Annotated in this window: 17 protein-coding genes; 9 read left to right on the top strand and 8 right to left on the bottom strand. The window is 32.9% G+C overall.

Going from position 1 to position 19502, the window contains the following annotated elements:
- Positions 1-127: 127 nt before the first annotated feature.
- A complete protein-coding gene (locus SFA27_RS03540) occupies positions 128-1126 on the bottom strand; it encodes a toprim domain-containing protein (RefSeq protein WP_407296366.1) in 999 nt (332 codons plus the stop codon).
- A 404-nt stretch (positions 1127-1530) separates the two neighbouring features.
- On the opposite strand from SFA27_RS03540, the gene SFA27_RS03535 reads away from it, so the two are divergent.
- Both SFA27_RS03535 and SFA27_RS03530 read left to right on the top strand, forming a co-directional pair.
- Positions 1531-2220 (top strand): nucleotidyl transferase AbiEii/AbiGii toxin family protein, encoded by a 690-nt coding sequence (locus SFA27_RS03535; RefSeq protein WP_407296363.1) that lies wholly within the window; start codon positions 1531-1533, stop codon positions 2218-2220.
- A 52-nt stretch (positions 2221-2272) separates the two neighbouring features.
- Positions 2273-2575 carry a DUF6922 domain-containing protein gene (locus SFA27_RS03530; RefSeq protein WP_407296361.1) on the top strand — a complete coding sequence of 101 codons (303 nt, stop codon included), beginning with the start codon at positions 2273-2275 and terminating at the stop codon, positions 2573-2575.
- 93 nt (positions 2576-2668) lie between these two features.
- Here SFA27_RS03530 and SFA27_RS03525 read toward each other — a convergent pair whose 3' ends face one another.
- Both SFA27_RS03525 and SFA27_RS03520 read right to left on the bottom strand, forming a co-directional pair.
- Positions 2669-3709: a nucleoid-associated protein gene (locus SFA27_RS03525; RefSeq protein WP_407296358.1), complete on the bottom strand. Its 1041-nt coding sequence runs from the start codon at positions 3707-3709 to the stop codon at positions 2669-2671.
- The gene (locus SFA27_RS03520; RefSeq protein ID WP_407296355.1) at positions 3709-6384 is read right to left on the bottom strand and encodes a hypothetical protein; all 2676 of its coding nucleotides are present in this window, start codon (positions 6382-6384) and stop codon (positions 3709-3711) included. The genes SFA27_RS03525 and SFA27_RS03520 overlap by 1 nt, the downstream gene beginning before the upstream one ends.
- Before the next feature lie 244 nt (positions 6385-6628).
- Between SFA27_RS03520 and SFA27_RS03515 the strand changes: the two genes are divergently transcribed.
- Genes SFA27_RS03515 through SFA27_RS03505 form a run of 3 tightly spaced genes read left to right on the top strand, consistent with a single transcriptional unit; the run spans position 6629 to position 8455 of the window.
- Complete coding sequence (locus SFA27_RS03515) at positions 6629-6820, top strand: hypothetical protein (RefSeq protein ID WP_407296353.1); 192 nt, start codon at positions 6629-6631, stop codon at positions 6818-6820.
- Between the two features lie 28 nt (positions 6821-6848).
- Positions 6849-7331: a recombinase family protein gene (locus tag SFA27_RS03510; protein WP_407296350.1), complete on the top strand. Its 483-nt coding sequence runs from the start codon at positions 6849-6851 to the stop codon at positions 7329-7331.
- Between the two features lie 5 nt (positions 7332-7336).
- Positions 7337-8455 carry a recombinase family protein gene (locus SFA27_RS03505; RefSeq protein WP_407296348.1) on the top strand — a complete coding sequence of 373 codons (1119 nt, stop codon included), beginning with the start codon at positions 7337-7339 and terminating at the stop codon, positions 8453-8455.
- A gap of 139 nt (positions 8456-8594) precedes the next feature.
- Here the strand turns inward: SFA27_RS03505 and SFA27_RS03500 are convergent, their stop codons facing one another.
- The 4 genes from SFA27_RS03500 to SFA27_RS03485 all read right to left on the bottom strand — a co-directional run bounded on the left by SFA27_RS03500 (position 8595) and on the right by SFA27_RS03485 (position 13052).
- Entirely contained in the window at positions 8595-8936 is a 342-nt protein-coding gene (locus tag SFA27_RS03500; RefSeq protein WP_264517043.1) for a hypothetical protein, read from the bottom strand.
- Positions 8937-9256: 320 nt separating this feature from the next.
- Positions 9257-9496, bottom strand: coding sequence for a hypothetical protein (locus SFA27_RS03495; protein WP_264517044.1), 240 nt, complete (start codon positions 9494-9496; stop codon positions 9257-9259).
- 309 nt (positions 9497-9805) lie between these two features.
- On the bottom strand, positions 9806-10138 hold the full coding sequence (locus SFA27_RS03490; protein ID WP_407296344.1) for an SMI1/KNR4 family protein: 333 nt from the start codon (positions 10136-10138) through the stop codon (positions 9806-9808).
- A gap of 10 nt (positions 10139-10148) precedes the next feature.
- Positions 10149-13052, bottom strand: coding sequence for an RHS repeat domain-containing protein (locus SFA27_RS03485; protein WP_407296342.1), 2904 nt, complete (start codon positions 13050-13052; stop codon positions 10149-10151).
- Between the two features lie 81 nt (positions 13053-13133).
- Here SFA27_RS03485 and SFA27_RS03480 point away from each other — a divergent pair, with 81 nt between their 5' ends.
- The 4 genes from SFA27_RS03480 to SFA27_RS03465 all read left to right on the top strand — a co-directional run bounded on the left by SFA27_RS03480 (position 13134) and on the right by SFA27_RS03465 (position 18205).
- A complete protein-coding gene (locus SFA27_RS03480; protein WP_264517046.1) occupies positions 13134-13274 on the top strand; it encodes a hypothetical protein in 141 nt (46 codons plus the stop codon).
- Between the two features lie 843 nt (positions 13275-14117).
- The gene (locus SFA27_RS03475; protein ID WP_407296339.1) at positions 14118-14801 is read left to right on the top strand and encodes a hypothetical protein; all 684 of its coding nucleotides are present in this window, start codon (positions 14118-14120) and stop codon (positions 14799-14801) included.
- Between the two features lie 497 nt (positions 14802-15298).
- Entirely contained in the window at positions 15299-16765 is a 1467-nt protein-coding gene (locus SFA27_RS03470) for a hypothetical protein (protein ID WP_407296338.1), read from the top strand.
- Positions 16766-17656: 891 nt separating this feature from the next.
- On the top strand, positions 17657-18205 hold the full coding sequence (locus SFA27_RS03465; protein ID WP_407296336.1) for a hypothetical protein: 549 nt from the start codon (positions 17657-17659) through the stop codon (positions 18203-18205).
- Here SFA27_RS03465 and SFA27_RS03460 read toward each other — a convergent pair.
- Entirely contained in the window at positions 18194-19375 is a 1182-nt protein-coding gene (locus SFA27_RS03460) for a hypothetical protein (protein ID WP_407296334.1), read from the bottom strand. The genes SFA27_RS03465 and SFA27_RS03460 overlap by 12 nt on opposite strands.
- Positions 19376-19502: the final 127 nt, after the last annotated feature.

The following is a 19502-nucleotide window of genomic DNA, read 5'->3' as shown; positions in this document are numbered from 1 at the left end:
GCTCAGATTCATCATACCGATTCAAAAGTCTCACAGAGCGAAGCAGCAACTTTGTTAGGACGAAAGGACTTTCAAAGTTGCGAATGAGCTCCTAACTTTTGCAGACAGTTTGTAAAAAAGCACAGTGCTACATTCTTCTGCGCATCCCTTTTTTTATCCTGTTTGTTTCTTCTTTGCACGATTCCTGTTTTTCTGCATGCCCGTTTTTCGCTGCCGTTGTTATCTGCGTATTGATTGTATCATGAGCATGCTGCTGTCTTTTAGCTATGAGGTACTGATTCAGATCTTTATGATCTGAATAGAGGTGAGAAAAGTCTTTGGCGTGTGGGTAAACCTTTAGAATATGCTCAGTGCATTCTCTGCCTTTGGGATCATTATCCAAAAACAGGCTGATTTCTGAATAGGAATCAAGCACCATTAAAGTCTTTTTAAGCATTGCTGTAGAATTTAATACCAGCAGATCCCCCTCGAAAGATTTCTGCATTTCAATAAAGGACAGGGCATCGGTAAAGCCTTCAAAAACGGCCACTTTCCGGTTAGGGATGTTGTTTCCGGTTTCGTTTCCACGGATTGACCCAGCATTCGAAAAGAAAGGTAAAAGGGAAATATCCTTTTTAAGCAAAGCACCTTTGTAAAAAGCGTTTCTAAGTTCCCATCCCTCAGAATTATTCTTAAACCCTACTGCATAAAACTGTTTATTGTTGGTGGTAAACCATAATTCTTTAATAAATGGATATACCTTTTCACTTAAACCCCGATCATGGAGATAGGATAAAAGATTAGGATGTGAAATATCCGTAATCCTGTCTATACGGTAATTAGGATTGGATTTTAGTGTCTTTGTTTGCTGGTGAAAAGAAGAAAAATTTTTACCGGATGTCCATTCGAGGGCTCCTTTTACCGATGTTTGGAAATATTTCTGGATAAAATCGGTCGTTGTGCCGCCAGTTCCTTCTGAAAAGAGGTACCAGAGGTTCTTCGGCCTGTCAACTTTAAAAGAGGCATGGGATTCAGGCCCAAAAGGACTGATATACCATGCTTCTTTTTCATTTTGGCGGGTTGGAAGGTGTCCGAGAAAAGCGAGGACTTCTTCCAGCCCTATGGAATTTAATTGTTTACAGTTCATTTTTATCGTATTTGAATGATGAAGAAAATACGATACTGTTTTTTCAGATTGGGAACTATAGTAGTTTATGTCTCTATTTGGCGTCGAAATTCCTAACCATAACTCTCTAAAATTTTGTAAAAAAGGCAAGTAATATTAAAATATTTTTTAAAAGTTGTAATATAAATTGTTGATATACTTGCGAAACGCTTTTACAACTATAAAAGCATTTTGCAATAAAAGTATTTTACTATAAAAGCATTTTGGTAAAAAAAATTACAGGTTATAAAACTTTACATTTTACTTATTTCAGAAATAAGAACTTTTTATGTAGAGGTAGGACAATATCAGAAAAGAGAGGACACAAACTTCCATATAACTGAAGTGGATACTAAGGGCGATTAATTTCCCTGAAAAATATCACTATGTTATATAAAGAAACAGTCAGTAAAGAAATGTGGATTCTTCTTGAACAATTAATGGAAGACAAGATGTTTGAGGAATTTAACCTAGTAGGAGGTACCGCACTCAGTCTTCAAATAGGACACAGGTTAAGTATTGATATCGATTTGTTTAGTATAAGCCCATTTGACTCTCAAAAAATGAAAGAATATCTGGTCAAAAATTATGGAGCTGTTGAAAGACACATTTTTAAGAATGCTGTTCTTATGGAAATTGACGGTATTAAAGTGGATTGTATTACCCATCAGTACCCTTGGCAGTGTGAAATTAAAACTACAGAAGGAATCAGGCTGGCTTCATTGGAGGATATCGGCGCTATGAAACTCAATGCCATTATGCGGAGTGGTGAAAGAATCAAAGATTTCATCGATATGTATTTTCTTTTGGAGTATCATCCTCTGCAAACTTATCTGAATACATATGAAAATAAATATGATACAAGTCATTCTCTGGCAAGTATGGCACTCCTTTATCATGATCAGGTCGATATGCATCAAAAAATTTCTCTGTTGAACAATCGGGATAATAATTGGACAACGATACGTGATCGTCTCAAAAAAGCAGTCGTATCACCCGATAAAAAATTTGAGTATGTCCAAAAAATAAAAACGGATATTCCTCAACAACAAAAACGCAAAGGTTTTCGCCGCTAAATATTTGTGCATTTCGCTTAAAAACAATAAATTTATGTAAATAAAAAAGGCTATGGAAAAGAATATGCCAAATATTAGCAAATCTTTTTTTTGGGAATTTGACATTGATGCAATGGACTTTAAACAAGCCTATAAAACTGTTATATCCCGTATTGTCGAACGAGGGGGACAAGATGAGATAGACGAAATTATTCGCTTCTATGGTCATGAAAAAGTGATTAATACCATTCGTAATGAGATCTATTTCTTACCTGATTTTGCAATTGATCGTGTAATAGCCTTTTTCCCCTTTCTAAAGAAAGAGGAATTATATTGCTATTTCAATCGTAAAGACAAACCATATCACTGGATATAAATAACTATTTGGTTCAAGTCAAGTCTAAACTAAATAATGACCATTTGTAACAATATGAGGCTTTTCTCTATGAAGCTCGATAATAAGTGAAAATTAGGATTCATTATCAAAGAAAACTTTATAAAAATGCTTCCCTGTAGCTTCATCATATCCCTTTTCAATTAGTTCAGTTTGGCCATGAATATAGATGTGAAAATTCTTATCGAGTTTGATAACACTTTTAAGAGCCTTGGCTTGTTTTTTAACTACTTGCTGAGAGATTTCAAAATCATCAGTTAAATCAAACTCTCTTTCTTGTTGATATTCATTTTTAAATTGTTTAAATGAATCAGCCATCTGTGGGTCCGCAAACACCTCAGAAGCAAATTGTTTCTCTGAAAATTGACTATTATTTTTAAAATAAGCAACCGATTTGTTCAAAACCTCGGCTTTTTCCGCATTATTTATATCAAAATCATTGGCGAGTTGCTTTGTAACAAATGCCTTTGTTAATGATAAATAATTCTTGGTAGAATGATAAGCATCATTTATAGGTGATAATTGCAAAAATCTTTCTTTCCAATATTGAGCTTCCTCTGACCTAGAGCTATTTACAAGTGTTATTTTAAATCCATTATTTTTATTAGTATTAAAAATAATGCATCCTTTATCAAGTTTATCTACATTTACCCCTTTTTCGGAAACCAGAATAAAGTTGTCTTCCTGTTTTTTTGCTTTTAAATAGTTATCTTTTGTTTCAGATTTGAAAATTCCTAGTCCATCTACTATTTCATCTTGAATTCTGCATTCTTTGAAAAATACAATGTAGAGTTCGCCTTTATTGACTTTTGGGTGTGTTGATTCATTATATAAATGCAAGGCAATATTCTTGGATTGCTGTACAAATTCATTAGGTTTCTGAAATATATTAGATACATATACATACACTTCATTCATCTGTAAGTCGGTAGCATGAGAAAAATTATAGAACTCACCTTCCTTAAATGAACTTAAAAGGTATCTGGTAAACAATATTTGTGTATCATTATCCTGAAGTTCTATATCATTATCCGAATAAACAATCCCCTCATCTCGAAATTTGTTTCCTACCTCGTGTGCTATTGATTTAAATATTGTGCTGTTTGAAAAATCCATTATATAATATTATATTCTTTAAGTTTTGCAATTTTTAAGTCTTCAATTGCGTCTGCTAAATCTTTCCTTAGTCTCTCTATATTAGAAAGTTTCTTTACATGATCGGAAAGATATAAATATGGCTCTGACCTGAACACACCCTCAACCCCTTTTTTATTATACAAAGAATTTGAAAAATTGTATTTCACAGAATACCATCCGTTTTTAATATTTTGCCAGTTATACTTATAGTGAACCTCAACCTCGTCTAACAAAAGTAATTTTTTAAATTCTTCGTCAGATATATCTACTAATCCTCCTAAATCCTTTCCATTAAGATAAGTGACAATATCACGTTCAGATCTGTCTTTTAAACTTTCCGGGATACTTTGATTTTTGTCAAATTTATATTTTATTTTCTGTATTTCGGCTTCCGAAAATAGAACTGTATCTGAAATATTAGAAAAGCTCAGTAAAAAATTTACCCTCTCTTGGTTGTTTCCGAAACGACTAAAAAGTAGTTGTACAGAATCATTTTCAATAATTTTTTTATTTAACAATGAACTTTTATTTGCTGCAACTATTCTTGATGCAATCAATTTATCATCTGCAGTTGTGGTTTTAATAGAATTAATAAATAGATTATCATTATCTATTCTACAAGAAATTGATATTTTCCCATATAAAGTATTAACAGATAGGTAATTTGTTGGATCTTTTTTCTCTGTTTTTACCTCAAGAATAAATTCGTTGGGTCTTGCGGGATTTTTCTGAAATTTTGGAGTCCCTAATATTTTAGTATTGGTATTTTTTGTGACTTCTTTGATATTTATAGGAGCAAGCTCCTTTACAACTTCTTCTACAGTTTTTTTAGTTGTTAGCTTAAAGATATCTTGTGATGTTTTCGAGGTTTTTTCCTTTATATCAATCATTTCCTTAAAATCTTCCAATTCTCTTGGACTGAATAAAATTGGAGTAATTGCTGTTATCAATTTTTTCTTGTCTGCACTTTTTACAAATAAACCTCTTTTCGATAAAAATATTTTAAGATCATTTGGTAGAATGGCATCTGTTTTAAGAAAAGGTTTCAGTATATCCCCATAAGGCAAAATTTCAATAAAAGCTTTATTTAATATTTTACTCGAATCTTTGGCTGGAAGAACTGTTTCATTATAGACTTCATTACTTAGCAATGACTGATTACTACTTATATTACTTATGGCTTCAGAGTCAACTCTCTGAAACTTTTCGACCTTAAGCTTTGCTATGAGTTCTGCGTCATTGAACGAACGAACTACATCTCTAACGTCATTTTCATAATTATTGTCATAATCTGGGAAATATATTTTATATTCATTTCCATAACCACTTGTGAGGCTTATCGTAAGCCAGATTAATTTTTTCAGATAATCTGGACTAAAATTATCCGAACAGTACAGCAGTATACTGATCTTATCATGTGATTCTTTAACAATAGGTATTACTGATGAATTAATATATTGAGGAGGCAATTGAAGTCCTCTTTTACCAATTTTACCAGGACTTGAATTTAAGTCTGTAATTGGATATAAAAATTTTACCGGAAGTTCCTGTCTATAATTTTTCGCAGATATGATTGAACTAATCAAAAATGTAGCATGAGCATTATCAACCATTAAATATTGTATGTCATCCTCTAACTTTTCTCTTTTAAAATATTCATATGACTCATAAATAAAGTCTTCACCAAGCTGTTTATTATCAGAGCTCAACAGGAAAAGAATGCTGTATATTTTTGTCTCTTCGTTTCGGTCTACAGGTATTTTGTGTTCATTTTTAAAGTGATTCGAGAATATTTTTGTTTTTTCGATATGGGAATATACAATTTCCTTGGGTTCCTCAGGATAAAGAATATCATGCTCTACATTCACCATGATAAAATCATCGGTATTATCCATAAGACCACTCTCAATTTCACCTCTGAAATCCAATGTATAGGTTACCTCTTGATCTATATACTCGTCATATTCCTGATAAGTTTCATTTCTGTTAAAATTATTCCAACCTACCAATTCAAAGATATTTTCAACAATTCTATTTCCTAATTGTACATGCTCACCACTATGAGGCGGCGCAAATAAACTCCACGGATTTAAGGCAATCTGTTTCTCAATAGTTTCAATCCATTCCAGGAGTAATGCTTCAAATTCTATTTTAAGAATTTCTTTACCACTGATCGCATTGAAATTCATTTCCTGTATTAATACCTTAACAAGCAGTTCCCTGACTGAAGCAGTAATCTTTGATTTGCCATGAACTTCATAAAATTTATCGATTTTAACAGAGGCTTCATCTAATAATGAATCCATATTAAGCGCTTTAAAGGGAGCAATTGTAACATTTCCTATTTTATCTAAACCATTAAGTTTTGCATCAGGATGCCCAACTAACGTTAGTTCATAATATGTTGAATCTGGAGTTTCTTTTTCCAATTCTGTACACCACTGTTGAACTTTAAAATATTTGAAAATATTGATTGACGATTTTACCTGTACAACTTTTTTCTCTCCGTTTGGATACATCCATCTGATATCAACTTTTTCTGATTCTTTATTGGGTTCTAAAGTTACTGAACTCCAGTCATTGCTATTTAGTGAATCGATAACTGTAATGAGGGACTGAACTAAATAGCCTCTCAGAGAATGTTGACCTCCCATAGATTATTAATTTGTTATTGTAAGTTAATCATTTTTTAATAATGGTACTCTATATCATAAAAAATGTATGGTTAATCCATATTTATTTTTATGAATAAATTTTTCTAACTGATCTAATAATAAGGAAAATAAGAGAAAAATAATACCACATAATGCCATTTTCACGGAAAGATAGCTACCACCATATAATTTTAGGCTGAATCTACTCACCAATGACCTTGGATTGAGTTGTAATTAGAATATAATGGAAAAGTTTTATTATTCTGAAAATGAGCAAGAAGGTAATAATAGGAAACTTACTCCTGAAAAGGTAGTTAGTATACTGGAAAAGCATGGCACAAAAGTCTCTATTGAAGAAGCTGAAATAATACTTCTATTTATGCGAAAAGTTGCAGATGTCGCAGTGAATCAGTATCTTTCAGTTAAGAAAGACTAACGCTTAATATTCACCAAACACTTTTATTATGAGCAAGATTGCAGACTTATACATACGTGTGTCAACAGATGAGCAGGCAGATAAAGGATATTCTTTAAGGGATCAGGAAGATAGGCTAAGAAGATACTGTGAGCTGAAAGAAATCTCAGTAAGAAATGTTTATATCGAAGATTATTCAGCAAAAACTTTCAACCGACCAGGATGGAAGAAATTAATTACCGCCCTGCGTAAACAGAAAAATATTAAAAATGTAACTCTGCTTTTATTTACAAAATGGGACCGTTTTAGTCGTAACACATCACAAGCATATCAAACTATCGACATATTGCGATCACTGAGATCTGAACCTCAGGCAATAGAGCAGCCTCTTGATATGTCCATCCCTGAATCCAAAATTATGCTTTCGCATTATCTGACCATTCCCGAAGTGGAGAATGAAAGAAGAGCTTTAAATGTTTTTTATGGAATGCGTAGGGCACGGAAAGAAGGACGTTGGATGGGTACAGCTTAGGGTATGTGAATAAAATTACCGAAGACCATAAAAAGTATATTGCAGTTAAAGAGGTTGAGGCAGAAATCCTTATATGGGCTTTTGATAAAATATTGGAGAATAGTTTCAATACGAATCAGATCTGGAAAATGGTCAGGGAAAAAGCTAAGGGAATGTCCCGATTCAGTAAGAATAATTTTTGGACGGCGATCCGTAATCCTATTTATTGTGGAAAGATCTTTATTCCGGCCTTCAAGGATGAAGAAGCGTATTTTGTGAAGGGGCTTCATGAACCTATTATCAGTGAGCTGAAATTTCGAGAAGTTCAGGATGTATTAGATGGTAGAAAGCGTGATTTCACTAAACCGAAAATCGTTTCGATGGATAATCTTCCATTAAGGGGATTTTTAAAATGCCCAAAATGCGAACGGATGTTAACCGGAAGTGCTTCAAAAGGAAAATTGGGAAGGTATTACTATTATTACCACTGTTCTTCGCAGTGCGGTGTAAGGTTCCGGGCGCCTGAGGTTAATGCAGCCTTTGAACAACAGTTATCGGAACTTCTTCCAAAACCAGGAATGTCAGAGGTCTTTATCGAAACAGTATTAGAAGATTTTCAATCAAAGACTAAGAAACAGAATATTGAAAGAAAACAGCTGCTGAAACAGGTCGAAGATTTAAATGCACGTTTGCAAAAAGCCTTGATTCAAAAAGTTGACGGCACTTTGGATGATGATGATTACAACTTTATAAAAAGAGACACCTACGCTAAAATTGAAAGATTGGAGTTTGATCTCAGCCATTTATCAGATCAAAATGCTGAAATTAGTCGGTTATTAAAAAGTGAGCTTGCAAAGATCATAAATCTTTACAAATACTATTTAGAAGGTGATATGGAGCAAAAAAGGCAGATTATTAGTTCGATGTTCCCTGAAAAGCTTGTGTTTGACGGAGAAAAGCATCGAACACCTAGAATAAATTCGGCAGTTCAGCTTATATACTCTAAAGAAAGGGAGATTCAAGGAAATAAAAAAGGGACAAATCTTTCTTTTTTAGATTTGTCCCAACAAGTAGACCCCATAGTCCAAAGTTCGAACTTTTTATTGAATGATTTGAGGAAAATTGCTAACATAGAAAAATTTTGATATTTCAAATAATGGTGTATAAGATATGTAAAACCCCTAACTCAAATATGAGAGATATTTTTTTTTCATTTGATTGTAAAATAAGGTATTAAAAAATAATATCCTATTTTATCATCAATACAAATAAAAAAAATATTTTTTATTTTTCTTCAATTAATTCTAAAAATAAATCTTGTAAATCTTCATTAATTTTTTCAGTGCTACTTTCTGTAGTTAGGATAAATTCATCATTTATTTCATCCGCATAAGTACTTCCATCTAATATTCCCAGTACATGTGATAAAGTATTAATTTCAACAATTCTCAAAAATTTTAAAAAAACATCTTTTTCTTCCTTCGAAAAATCAATATACATAGGAAGAATTCCTTTCCATACTGGATCTCGCGCTTCTTTTGTAGTATTCAATAAATTTTCATATAACTCGATGTTTTCTTCGATGACATATCTTTTGAGAATTTTTACTAACTCTAATGGTTTCATATGTGAAATAATTATTTTTTTATAAATGAATCTGGATATTTTGTTTTATTAAGTTGAATTAATTCCTCTATCGCACTATTAGGGATATTCTCTGATCCATAAATCCGTCTCTTATAGGACACAGGTTTTCTATAAAATATTAATGGCATGCGTCATAATCCAAATAATCTTTCTTGATGCTTATCCCTTGGTAAATTCATGCGATAATAAATCTATTAAACATTGTCCAGATCCATATCTGGCATTTTTTATTTCAATAGGTGGAAGTAGTTGTCCTGATTACATTATAGCTTTATAGACTGCTTCCGTTGTGTAATGTCTTAATATATTACCTCTGTTTTTGCAATTAATGTTGGCTTTCTTAATGCTAATGCTCCAACAATTCCAACACCCATAGCAAGATACCTGTTTTCAGGTTTCCAATTGCTCATTACCTGACCAGCTATATCAAAAAAGCCTGCGGGATCACTAATACCGCCAATCATTTTTACAGGACCATCATTGTATCTTCCTGCATTCAGAGTTCTATTCCAGCCGAAATCACTCTTGGCATACCACAAGTTAATGTAGTTATCGACATGGCTTCGAATTCGTGATTTCCAAAAGAAACTGCTTCTGGAGAGTTTAATTTCTGGAATATTAATAAGTTCATCTACAATTTCAAGAGCAACTTCGCTTGTTTCTGGTGAAACTTATTGTATTCAAAATTAGGGTATTGATTTCAATACCCTACTTATTTATAACACACTTTCAAATTTTAGGACAAGTAGTGTAAATTTCTTGCGCTAAAAAAGATAGCAACTCCATTCAGAAATGGCTAAAATATTTTGTTCAGTATGATTTTATCTAATTTTTACTAAAACAGTAAGCTATATTATTTCTATCTCATTGTTTTCAAACTTATAGATAAATTCAGAAAATGAGTCAGCAAGTAATACGGCATCTTTCTCTTCCATACCAACAAAAGGAATCGAATAAATTTTCTTATCTATTTTATTAATAAATACTCCAACTCCACCACCATTTGTACAAATCGCTATAAAATTAGGAACGTACTCAGCCGTTTCGTATTCTTCATTAATCTGTTCGAGTTCATTAAATGGGAAAAACTCGATAAATCCATTGTCAGAATATACTTCACTATTCTCTAAGGTATTTATATAAGACAGATAATCTTTTGGATACTGAAAATTTAAATTCATGATATTTTATTTAAGGTAATTTTTTAATTGATCTCATATTATCATTCCACCAAGGAGTAACTACTTTTCTATGATAGTCTCTTGGTATCGCTATTTTATTTGCGGGGTCTGTAGCACTTCCACCATATTTCACAGGATGTATCTCATGAATTTCTAGTCCTTTATATGCTTCAGGGTTTGATCTTCTTAAAGCTTGATTTGCATTATTTGCTGCTTTTCTAGCGGCATCATATTCTGCACCTTCAAGTATTCTAAATGGTCCATTTGGTCTAGGTATTTCAGACGGATACTTAGACCAATCAGCAACAGAAAATGCTCCTTTCTCAGTGGATAATACTCCTTTTTCAAAAGCAAACATTTTTAATGCATCGTCACCATTCTTTGTTACGATCAAGATAGGCAACATTGCTAATTTTAAATTGGAATTATCCGAAGCGGATGCAGCCATTCCTACGCCCTCCAAAAAACCTAAAGGATCATAAGCCCCTCCCATCATTTTTATAGGACCGTCAGCAAGCCTTCCTGCATTATTCCATCTATTCCAAGCAAAATCACTTTTGGCATTCCACCATTCCATGTACTTATTGACATGGCTTCTAATTCTTAATGCCCAAAAGGCACGACTTCCTTTTAGTTTAACTTCCGGAATTTTAATATACCCATCATCTAAAGCCGTATTAAGGCTTTGATAACTTCCATCATATCCTATACTAACGTTATCTCCATTTTGAAATCCAGATCCTGTATTGGTCCAAACTCCACCTACATTAAATGCTGTATTAATTAACCCTTGGGCAGATCCGCCGCTATTTCCTTCACCTCCTGAAGGGCTTAGAGAACCAAAACCATAACTATCGCCAAGATTTCCACCTCCTAAGCCAAGATATCTTGGATTTATATAGCCTACTCCGCCTCCGCCACCTTCACTATCATCAGCAATTTTAAGCTGATTCATAGGCTTCATTCCATCTGGATCGGTAAAACTGATGGGATTGTTAAATACATAGTTATAAGGTGAATACCTTCTCATCATTTCCGACAGAGGATCAATCACACCCCATCGGCCAATGTCAGCCATGTACATTCTGGCACCATAATCATTCCAGCCCGTTTCTTTCTGTAATTCTTTACCGTTATATTGGTAATTATAGGCAGGATTCCCAGCTAAAGTATTATAACCTTCATGTTTTAAGCCAAATGGATAATAATTGTTTTCTTCAAGAACTCCTGCGCTGCCATTTAGATTTTTAGAGTAGTTTAAACGTACATTTCCTAAATGGTCTGTATAGCTGTAAATATACTTATTATTTTCAAAGTTATAATATCCCTCGGCAGTAGGAACAAATTTTAATACAGGTAATGTATTAGTTCCTGTATGTGTACTTTCATACTGGAACCCATCCAGATAATCTGTCACAGTAACCGTTTCAGCGTTTGTCTTTCCGGAACCGTAGGTATAAGTTTTTTTAAGCTTGGTTCCGTCCGCACTGTACAGATATTTTGTATTTACATTAAAAAGCAGGTTAACATAGTCTCTTGGGGCATACAGTTTATCAAACTGTATATAATCGGGAAGATCAAGGAAATTATAATCAATCTGCAAGACTCCTTTATCTACCTGGGTTTTCATATTGCCATTACTATCGTACGAGATTGTATTTCCTGAACTATCGGGATAACCACTGTAATTACCTGAGTTATCGGTGATCGTATTCAGTCTGTTTCCAGTGTAGGTATAGATAAGATTATCAATTAGCTGCGTAGCTGAATTAATTTTTCCATTTCTCTGTAATGAAGTAATATTGCCGTTTATATCATAGGCCAGAGTTTCATTAAAAAATCCGTTTTCAGGAACCGATGCTCCCGGTTCAGAATAGACTCCTTTTTTAAGCCTGCTGAGTGCATCATACTGGTAATTATACTGTCTTAAAACCTTATCTGTGGCTGTTTTCCAACGCACTTCTGTAATATTACCATCATATTTCCCGGTATTTCCCTGCGTGGTATTCTGAGGATTGAAATACTTCATTTCATATCCGAAAAGCTTTGTTCCGAGTGTAGTAGGATCATTGATTTTAATTAACGCACCACGGATGTCATATTGATAATTAATGGTTTCAAGACCACCACCTACTTTTTTACTGGTAAGCTGTGACAGTTCATTATAGGTGTTTTCTGCCAGAATTTCTACAGGACCACTGCCTACCTGATGGCTTTGTTTTAATACCCTGTATTGATTATCATAATCAAAGCTTTGCGAGATGACTTTTTCTGTATCTGTACTGAGTCTTTTATGATAAACTTTGGACTGCTTTGTTGCACCTGCAAAATCAAGCTCAGTTTCCGTTTTAGAATATCCCCCAAGGTGATTAATGCTGTATGTTCCTACTGCTCTTCCTTCTGTGTCATAATAGATATAGCTTTTGGTCCAATTATCATCCTCAACATTTTTTACAAGACTTAGGGTCGGCATTGCCTTAGTATTCACCGAAGCATTTTGAGTATCAGTAATAACAGGCTTTCCTAATATGGAAGAAGGAAACGCTGGATTGAAGCTGTAGGTAGGGTAGGTGTCATAATAATTTAAGCTTAGCAGGTATTGTACTTTATCATATTGAGGATAACCAGTTGTAACAGAGTAGTAAACATCCATACCACTATAATTTACTGCAACAGAGGAGCTTCTTGCTTCATTATTGCTATCTTTAGTATTTGCATAATCCTGCTCCTGCTGACGAGAACTTCCTATTGCTAAAGATATACCAGTCATAATGACTCTTGAAAATTGATCATATTTGGTATAAAGCCACTGTCCTTTTTTTCTCAGCTCGGCATCCTGAAAACCTACAAGCCTGTCCTGCTTATCATAGATCATATACTCCCAGCCTTTCCCCGGAACCTTTTTCTCTACCAATCTTCTCAGCCCGTCATATCGATACTGATAGCAAAGATTGTTTAAAGTAACCTGATCAGGACAGCTTTACATATAACCAATATGGACACCGGAGCAGGTTCAGTTGGCAAATTAACAATAATGGACATTGATTCAAAGGAGATCTGGCAATCTGATTTTTTAAGTACTCTTTACGGTGATATCCCGGATTTTTCAAAAAAAACCATAACTGAAGCATTATAAGCAATCAGGTTTTAAAGGTATATAATACCTCCCTACTATATTCCTAACCTCTGTAGCATATTTTAATTATATAACGTTTAGATTAAAAATTGCATCTCAGCAATTATAAATTTAGGATGATGAGAAATTTATTTTTATGTACTGTTTTAGCATAACTAAGTATATCCTGCAAAAGGATGATATATATTTATAAACCAATAACCATTAAGCCAACCAGTTCTGTAAGTGAAATCGTAACGGTTTTTTTGTTTTAATATTTTTGAATAATTGACTATTAAACATTTTTTTTCAAAACTTCAAACTTTCATGTGTTGGTTTAATATGATGTTTCTTTTATTTCAAATTTTAAAGAAAAATAACCAATCTAAGAACAGGCTACGATTGATTATTAATTAAAATATTGATTTTTTTTAATTATATTTCTTTGATAATCAATTTATTAAATAAGTGTAACATCTGTGTAATATATTAATTTTGTTGAAAACTATTTTTCTGTTGTAATATTGCGACGTGGATTTAAAACATTCCTAATTTCTATTTTTTAACACAAAACAATTTTAGCAATTACAGTTATGACGGAAAAATTATTTTCAGTAAATAATGGTATTTGTTTCTTTTCCAATCTATTCTCTGTTAGGTTTAGATACACCGGAAATTGAAACTTTACTGGATATTCGTGATAATGACTATTTAGGAGTAATGAAGTAATGGTCCGAGAGTGAGTTCGTTAGCTTCTATAGGAGTTGGTCAGTTGCTATATCTTGAAAAAATTGAGTAACTATTGTTATTAATTAATCTAACACCCACTTTTCATCTAAAAAGAAAATTAAAATATACACTAAAATGAAAAAACTACTATTTTCACTGGCGCTACTTACATATATCGCCGCACATTCACAAGTTGGTATCAATACCCCTTCACCCAGCGCAACTTTGGATGTTGTTAGTAAAGGAAATACTGACACCACGAAAGCATTGAAGATCAATGATAACAGCAACAAGGAATTGTTAAGCATATCAGATGTAGGAACTGTACGTCTTGATAATTATAAGAATTACAGTTTCTTAGGAACAGATGCTAACGGTTACTTAAAAGATGGAGCTGCATTGAATATACCCTCTATTTCAACAATAGCAAACAGAAACATTACTACAGGAACTGTTGCTGGTGCTGTATCTTCTAATCTATCGTTTACAATAAACAAAAACAATGCTGAACTTATTTCTAGTAATGGGACCACTTTTACAATAAAAAAAGCAGGATATTATAGCATTACTGTTTATACACACTATGATATTAGCATGAATAATCCTAGTGGTGGATCAGCATCAACTAATATTTATAAAGGGGCAAATTCTATCGCTACTACTTTAACAGGACATGGAGATGGAACAGCTGGCATTGGCCATAGTACAACTATTACTCAGTATTTTAATATCAATGAGACTTTCCATATTAATGTACAATATACCAGGACTTACAGATGCGATCGAGCATCCCTTAATGTTGTTTATTATGGCACTTAGTAAAGTATTTCAGTTTGTCTTCATGATAATTTAACAATTCAAAAAAATAAAAGCAAGCTAAAAATTGATACAAACGTTAAGAAAATATTCAACTGTTTTCTTCGTCCGGATATGGTGAATTAAAATTCTGGTATCCGGACGATTTTAGTTTGTGTTTGTTAATCCATTTGTATATAGTTAGTGATATTCATTTAGTGAATTATTATTTTATCTGATATATTCTGGAGCTTTTAATTTATTGTCAGTTTTGTTTAAAATCTTATAAAAAAGTGTCAAGAATTGAAATATCGCAATAATTAATTGATGGTAATTAATTATTACATTTTTAGCAAAAGATGGGATTCTACCTGAATATTACATCCAGCAATAAAATATAGACAAGTTTGAATTGAATGGATTAAACAGAACATATTCAAGAGGATATCAACTAATAATTGGTTATTGATTAAATAATAAACTTAAAAGATTATTATATTTACTTTTTAATTAAAAACCGTATGATAAAATTTTTACTTTTTTTGTTATTGTTTTCTTTTATGATAATTGATGCCCAACAAAAAATGACTGTACAAAAAATTGATAATTGGCTGAAAAAGGCGGATATGTTACATGTTGAAGGTAAGGTAAATGAATATGTAGAACAACATAGAGCAATTATAGAAGCATCGGAGAAAATTAATTATTCTAAAGGGATTGCTACGGGTAATATTCGTCTTGCAGCTGCATATTCCTTCGAGAGGGAGTTCAAGAAAAGTATACAATACCTTGAAATAGCAGAAAAAGAGGAATATACTAAAACTGATTATGAATTACAAAGTAATATACTTAGACAGTTAGGAATGTGCTATAATGAAATTGGTTTAAGCAAAAAAGCTATATACCAGTTTAAAAAAATGAAGTCAGTTGCTTCTCAAATAAAAGAAAAAGAGAATCGTGACTTTTTAGTTAACTTTTCACAAAACAATATCGGGGTAGTTTATAGCGATTCCGGACAAGTAGATTCAGCATACGCATATTATAAAACAGTATACAAGAACCTAAATTCATTAGAAAATAAAAATCAAAGACTAAATACTTTATTAAGTATTGTAACTGTTAATATGGCTAAAACTAAGTTTAGCCAAAACCAATTGGATTCTGCAATGTACTATCTTCAACGTTACAATGCATATCCAGCCAATGGAAAGAACAATTATAATAAATATATGGCAGCGGAGCTGATGGGTAAAATCTATTTTACCAAAAAGCAATATCCTCTTTCATTGGAATATTATAATATAGCACTACAACTTACAGAGAAAGGTAGATATAAGACAGAGCTGAAAGACTTATACTATTTATTATATGAAGTTTACAGTAAGCAAGGTGATCAAACTTCTGCAATAGAGTATCTCAAGAAGTATACTGTGTTAAATGACAGTCTGAAGAATATTGAAATCTCAAATATAGATGCGCCCATTAATAGACTAATCAAAGAAAATGAAGAGCCTTTGAAATCTAAAAGTAAATATTTATTATACTGGGCAACAGCAGGAGTATTAATTTTAATAAGTATATTAATCATCCTACGATACAAACACAAAGATGAAAAAAGAAAAATTGTAGATCATTTAACGATCAAAAATCAGGAGACCAAAGAGCTGAAGCAACAATTGAACGTTGCATTTGATGAGATTGTTGAGCTTGCTAAAAATAATGACCCTGTATTCCTTACCAGATTCGAAGAAGTTTATCCTCATGTTATAAAAAAATTATTACAAATAAATCCTGAATTACAATCCAGTGAACTCAAATTTTGTGCATTGTTATTTCTTAGTTTTTCAACTAAAGATATTGCAAGATATACTTTTGTGCAGCCTCAGTCTATACAGACGAGAAAGAATAGACTAAGAAAGAAACTGAACATTGGCACAGGGGCAGATATTTATATTTGGATGAAAAATATAAATAATTTAAGATCATGATATATTTGTTTATACTAATCATTGAATAACGTCGGAAGATCTTGCTAAGAATTTGAATCGGAGGCTAAAAAAAACGAAGCTAGTAGAGCAAGAGTGTAACCCTCTCTAAAACTCAGACTGGCATCCAGGTGAATTTTAGGTAGAGCTACAGGTTCCGACTAAATAAAAATGGCACCATTTGGCTATATGTGACCTCGGCAGGCAGGCTTAGTAGTATAGGTAATGGAATCCGCATGAGGACAGGTTAGATTTTAAAAACATATTTAATGCTGATTTAATAAGTGCTATTTCCCCAGAACTAAAGCCTGTTGGTATGGTTGAGGAATTGCTAGGCTGAATGTAAACCCTCAAGTTCATGTCGGCATTTCTGATATAGGGAAAATTGCTGGTAGTTGCATGCTTCGAACTTACTTTTACTCTTGTGGAATCTAAAAGCTTAGATTTGAACATCATTATATCTCCCTCAACAATAAGTGTGTCCCCACGGACTTTCAAGTCCTCAGTTTCAAAACCAAGTTGTCTTTTTTTTTACAACTAACAGATTTGGGTCTTGCTCAGATGATTTGGCATTCGTATCATCTTTTTCACAGTTTGATAGGGTAAGTAAAAATATACCCGATAAGAGAATAAGAATTGTATTTTTCATCATCGCAAATATTTTTGTTAAGTTACTATAATTAATCACATGCGTGTGTACTATTTTAATTTTAACATTATCTAGAATATTATGAAGTTAAAAAGAGAGCGATTCTAAATAGGGTACATCTGAATTTTATAAAGAAATTAAATCTGGCATGCAATACATGAAAAATTAACAAAAATATTGTAGCAGATTAAAATGATAGAACGTTTAGATTAAAAGTGCAGTTCAGTAATTATAAATTTAGGATGATGAGAAATTTATTTTTATGTACTGTTTTAGCGTTACTAAGTATATCCTGCAAGAAGGATGATGTATATTTCCAAACCGATACCGGTCTTCAGGTTTTTATCTCAAATGGTGATAATGTTGACCTGCTTGATGAAAAGTCGGAAATAGCCGACAAAGTTGATCTGAAAAAATTAAAAATTATATCTTCCGGTAACAATGATAAAAATCCTTCACCTGGGAAAGGAAAATTGGTTCCTGATATTATTTCTTCTGATTACTTTAGGATTGAAAATAAAAGTGACAGAAAATGTCTGGTATTAATTTTTGATCCCATTTATTCTGAATCAATTTTGAAAATAAATTATAATAACGGCCTATCGGATGATATCCTGACTGCTGATCTGGTGGATAAAAACGGAAAAGTAGTGTATAATAAAATCTATCTGAACAAAGTTTTGATCTGGGATGCGGCCAATGATAAGGATAAATCTATCTATTTAAAAAAAGGACCAATCACGCACATTCCATGCGATAAACCATCACAGGATTTCAATTATTCAATGCTTTAATTTTGTCGTATTAATGCCTGATTTTTTTTTCTTTTTCTTTGGAACGTGAATAATCTCAGGCTCTACATCACTGGCATCTCCAAATCTTAAGAGTGAAAAAAGTCCCGCTGCCAGTTCAACAGCTTTAAATATGTGCTCAAAAGCAGAAATGGGAATGTGATTGCTGACGGATAGCTCGTTACAGATTTTATTCATTTCAGCGAGTAAGTTTTTATCATCCGTTCTTTGTGCATCCGGATTTTTCATCCGTTCAAGCCGGATAGATTTTTCCAGCGCATCCATGACAGATTCCTGATATTTTTTCTTTTCTATAGCAAAAATATCGGGATCAGTCAAAAGTATGGTATTTCTGCTTTTCAGATCAGCAATTTCCTTTTTCAGATTTCCTATTTCCTTTTTAAGTTCGGACATGTTTTTGTTTTTTGCTTCCAGTTCCTTGCTGGCTTTTAAAAGTTCAGCATTATATAATCTGAAAGCATCCCCGTAATTCCTGGTTGTTTTATCAAGATTAATCTGCTCGATTCCTAAGAAATTGGTTTCTTTGATGATAAGATCATTGAATTTACCGGAAGCCAGCTGCGCTGTCATCTCCTGCATTTTGATTTCAAGGGCTTTTAATTCCTCTTCTTTTTTCTGTATCTTAAATTCTACCGCTTCCAGCCGGCCTATTGAACCAGAAGTACCTCTTTCCATACCCAGACACTCGGCAGCAAGATCCTGCATTTTAGAGTAATGAAAGGACTGATGCTTTAGTGTCTTTCCTGTTTTCTGGTCTTGCCAGTCGGCAACAAGATGTGCATGATAGTTGGGTTTCCATTCTTTGGATTCTTTATCCCAGTGCCCTTCATCTTTATGTATGGCAATCTGAAATACCCTTATTCCCAGTTCCTGCTCCAATCTTCGAGAAAGATCGTGAAGGTCTTTCATGGTAGTATCTTCTCTGATCACGACCACCGCTTCACGGACAGGCATCGCATTGCGCTGTAGTTTGCGGCCAGACTTTTCTTTACAATAGGCTTTAATTTTTTGTATCCTATCTGAAATCTTTTCGTGCTGCCAATACTCATTATTTACCGTAAGCTCTTTACGTATATATTCAAAAGTTTTTTTTCGAAAATTATGCATCTCTGAATCAGCTTTAGCTTCTTTAAAATTGATGGAAGTTTTCATGATATTTATTTATGATAGCTGTGTCTAAAACTTTATATTTAAGGAATTATAAAACATACTTTATATTGGTGCATGGACTATAGTGATCGAGATCGGAAGCGACTGCATTTTTTTAGCCCCTGCTAGG

The organism is Chryseobacterium sp. HR92 (genome assembly GCF_045689405.1).
Classification (GTDB): domain Bacteria; phylum Bacteroidota; class Bacteroidia; order Flavobacteriales; family Weeksellaceae; genus Chryseobacterium; species Chryseobacterium viscerum_A.
The sequence above is the reverse complement of the archived record's forward strand: the minus strand, read 5'-3'. Positions and strand labels throughout refer to the sequence as shown.

Bases quoted from the DNA above. Each gene is read 5' to 3' on its own strand.
- SFA27_RS03475 (WP_407296339.1), top strand. From the start codon at position 14,118: ATGAAAAAACTACTATTTTCACTGGCGCTACTTACATATATCGCCGCA.
- SFA27_RS03480 (WP_264517046.1), top strand. From the start codon at position 13,134: ATGGACACCGGAGCAGGTTCAGTTGGCAAATTAACAATAATGGACATT.
- SFA27_RS03530 (WP_407296361.1), top strand. From the start codon at position 2,273: ATGGAAAAGAATATGCCAAATATTAGCAAATCTTTTTTTTGGGAATTT.
- SFA27_RS03500 (WP_264517043.1), bottom strand. From the start codon at position 8,936: ATGAAACCATTAGAGTTAGTAAAAATTCTCAAAAGATATGTCATCGAA.
- SFA27_RS03525 (WP_407296358.1), bottom strand. From the start codon at position 3,709: ATGGATTTTTCAAACAGCACAATATTTAAATCAATAGCACACGAGGTA.
- SFA27_RS03540 (WP_407296366.1), bottom strand. From the start codon at position 1,126: ATGAACTGTAAACAATTAAATTCCATAGGGCTGGAAGAAGTCCTCGCT.
- SFA27_RS03520 (WP_407296355.1), bottom strand. From the start codon at position 6,384: ATGGGAGGTCAACATTCTCTGAGAGGCTATTTAGTTCAGTCCCTCATT.
- SFA27_RS03535 (WP_407296363.1), top strand. From the start codon at position 1,531: ATGTTATATAAAGAAACAGTCAGTAAAGAAATGTGGATTCTTCTTGAA.
- SFA27_RS03510 (WP_407296350.1), top strand. From the start codon at position 6,849: ATGAGCAAGATTGCAGACTTATACATACGTGTGTCAACAGATGAGCAG.
- SFA27_RS03470 (WP_407296338.1), top strand. From the start codon at position 15,299: ATGATAAAATTTTTACTTTTTTTGTTATTGTTTTCTTTTATGATAATT.
- SFA27_RS03465 (WP_407296336.1), top strand. From the start codon at position 17,657: ATGAGAAATTTATTTTTATGTACTGTTTTAGCGTTACTAAGTATATCC.
- SFA27_RS03490 (WP_407296344.1), bottom strand. From the start codon at position 10,138: ATGAATTTAAATTTTCAGTATCCAAAAGATTATCTGTCTTATATAAAT.
- SFA27_RS03515 (WP_407296353.1), top strand. From the start codon at position 6,629: ATGGAAAAGTTTTATTATTCTGAAAATGAGCAAGAAGGTAATAATAGG.
- SFA27_RS03460 (WP_407296334.1), bottom strand. From the start codon at position 19,375: ATGAAAACTTCCATCAATTTTAAAGAAGCTAAAGCTGATTCAGAGATG.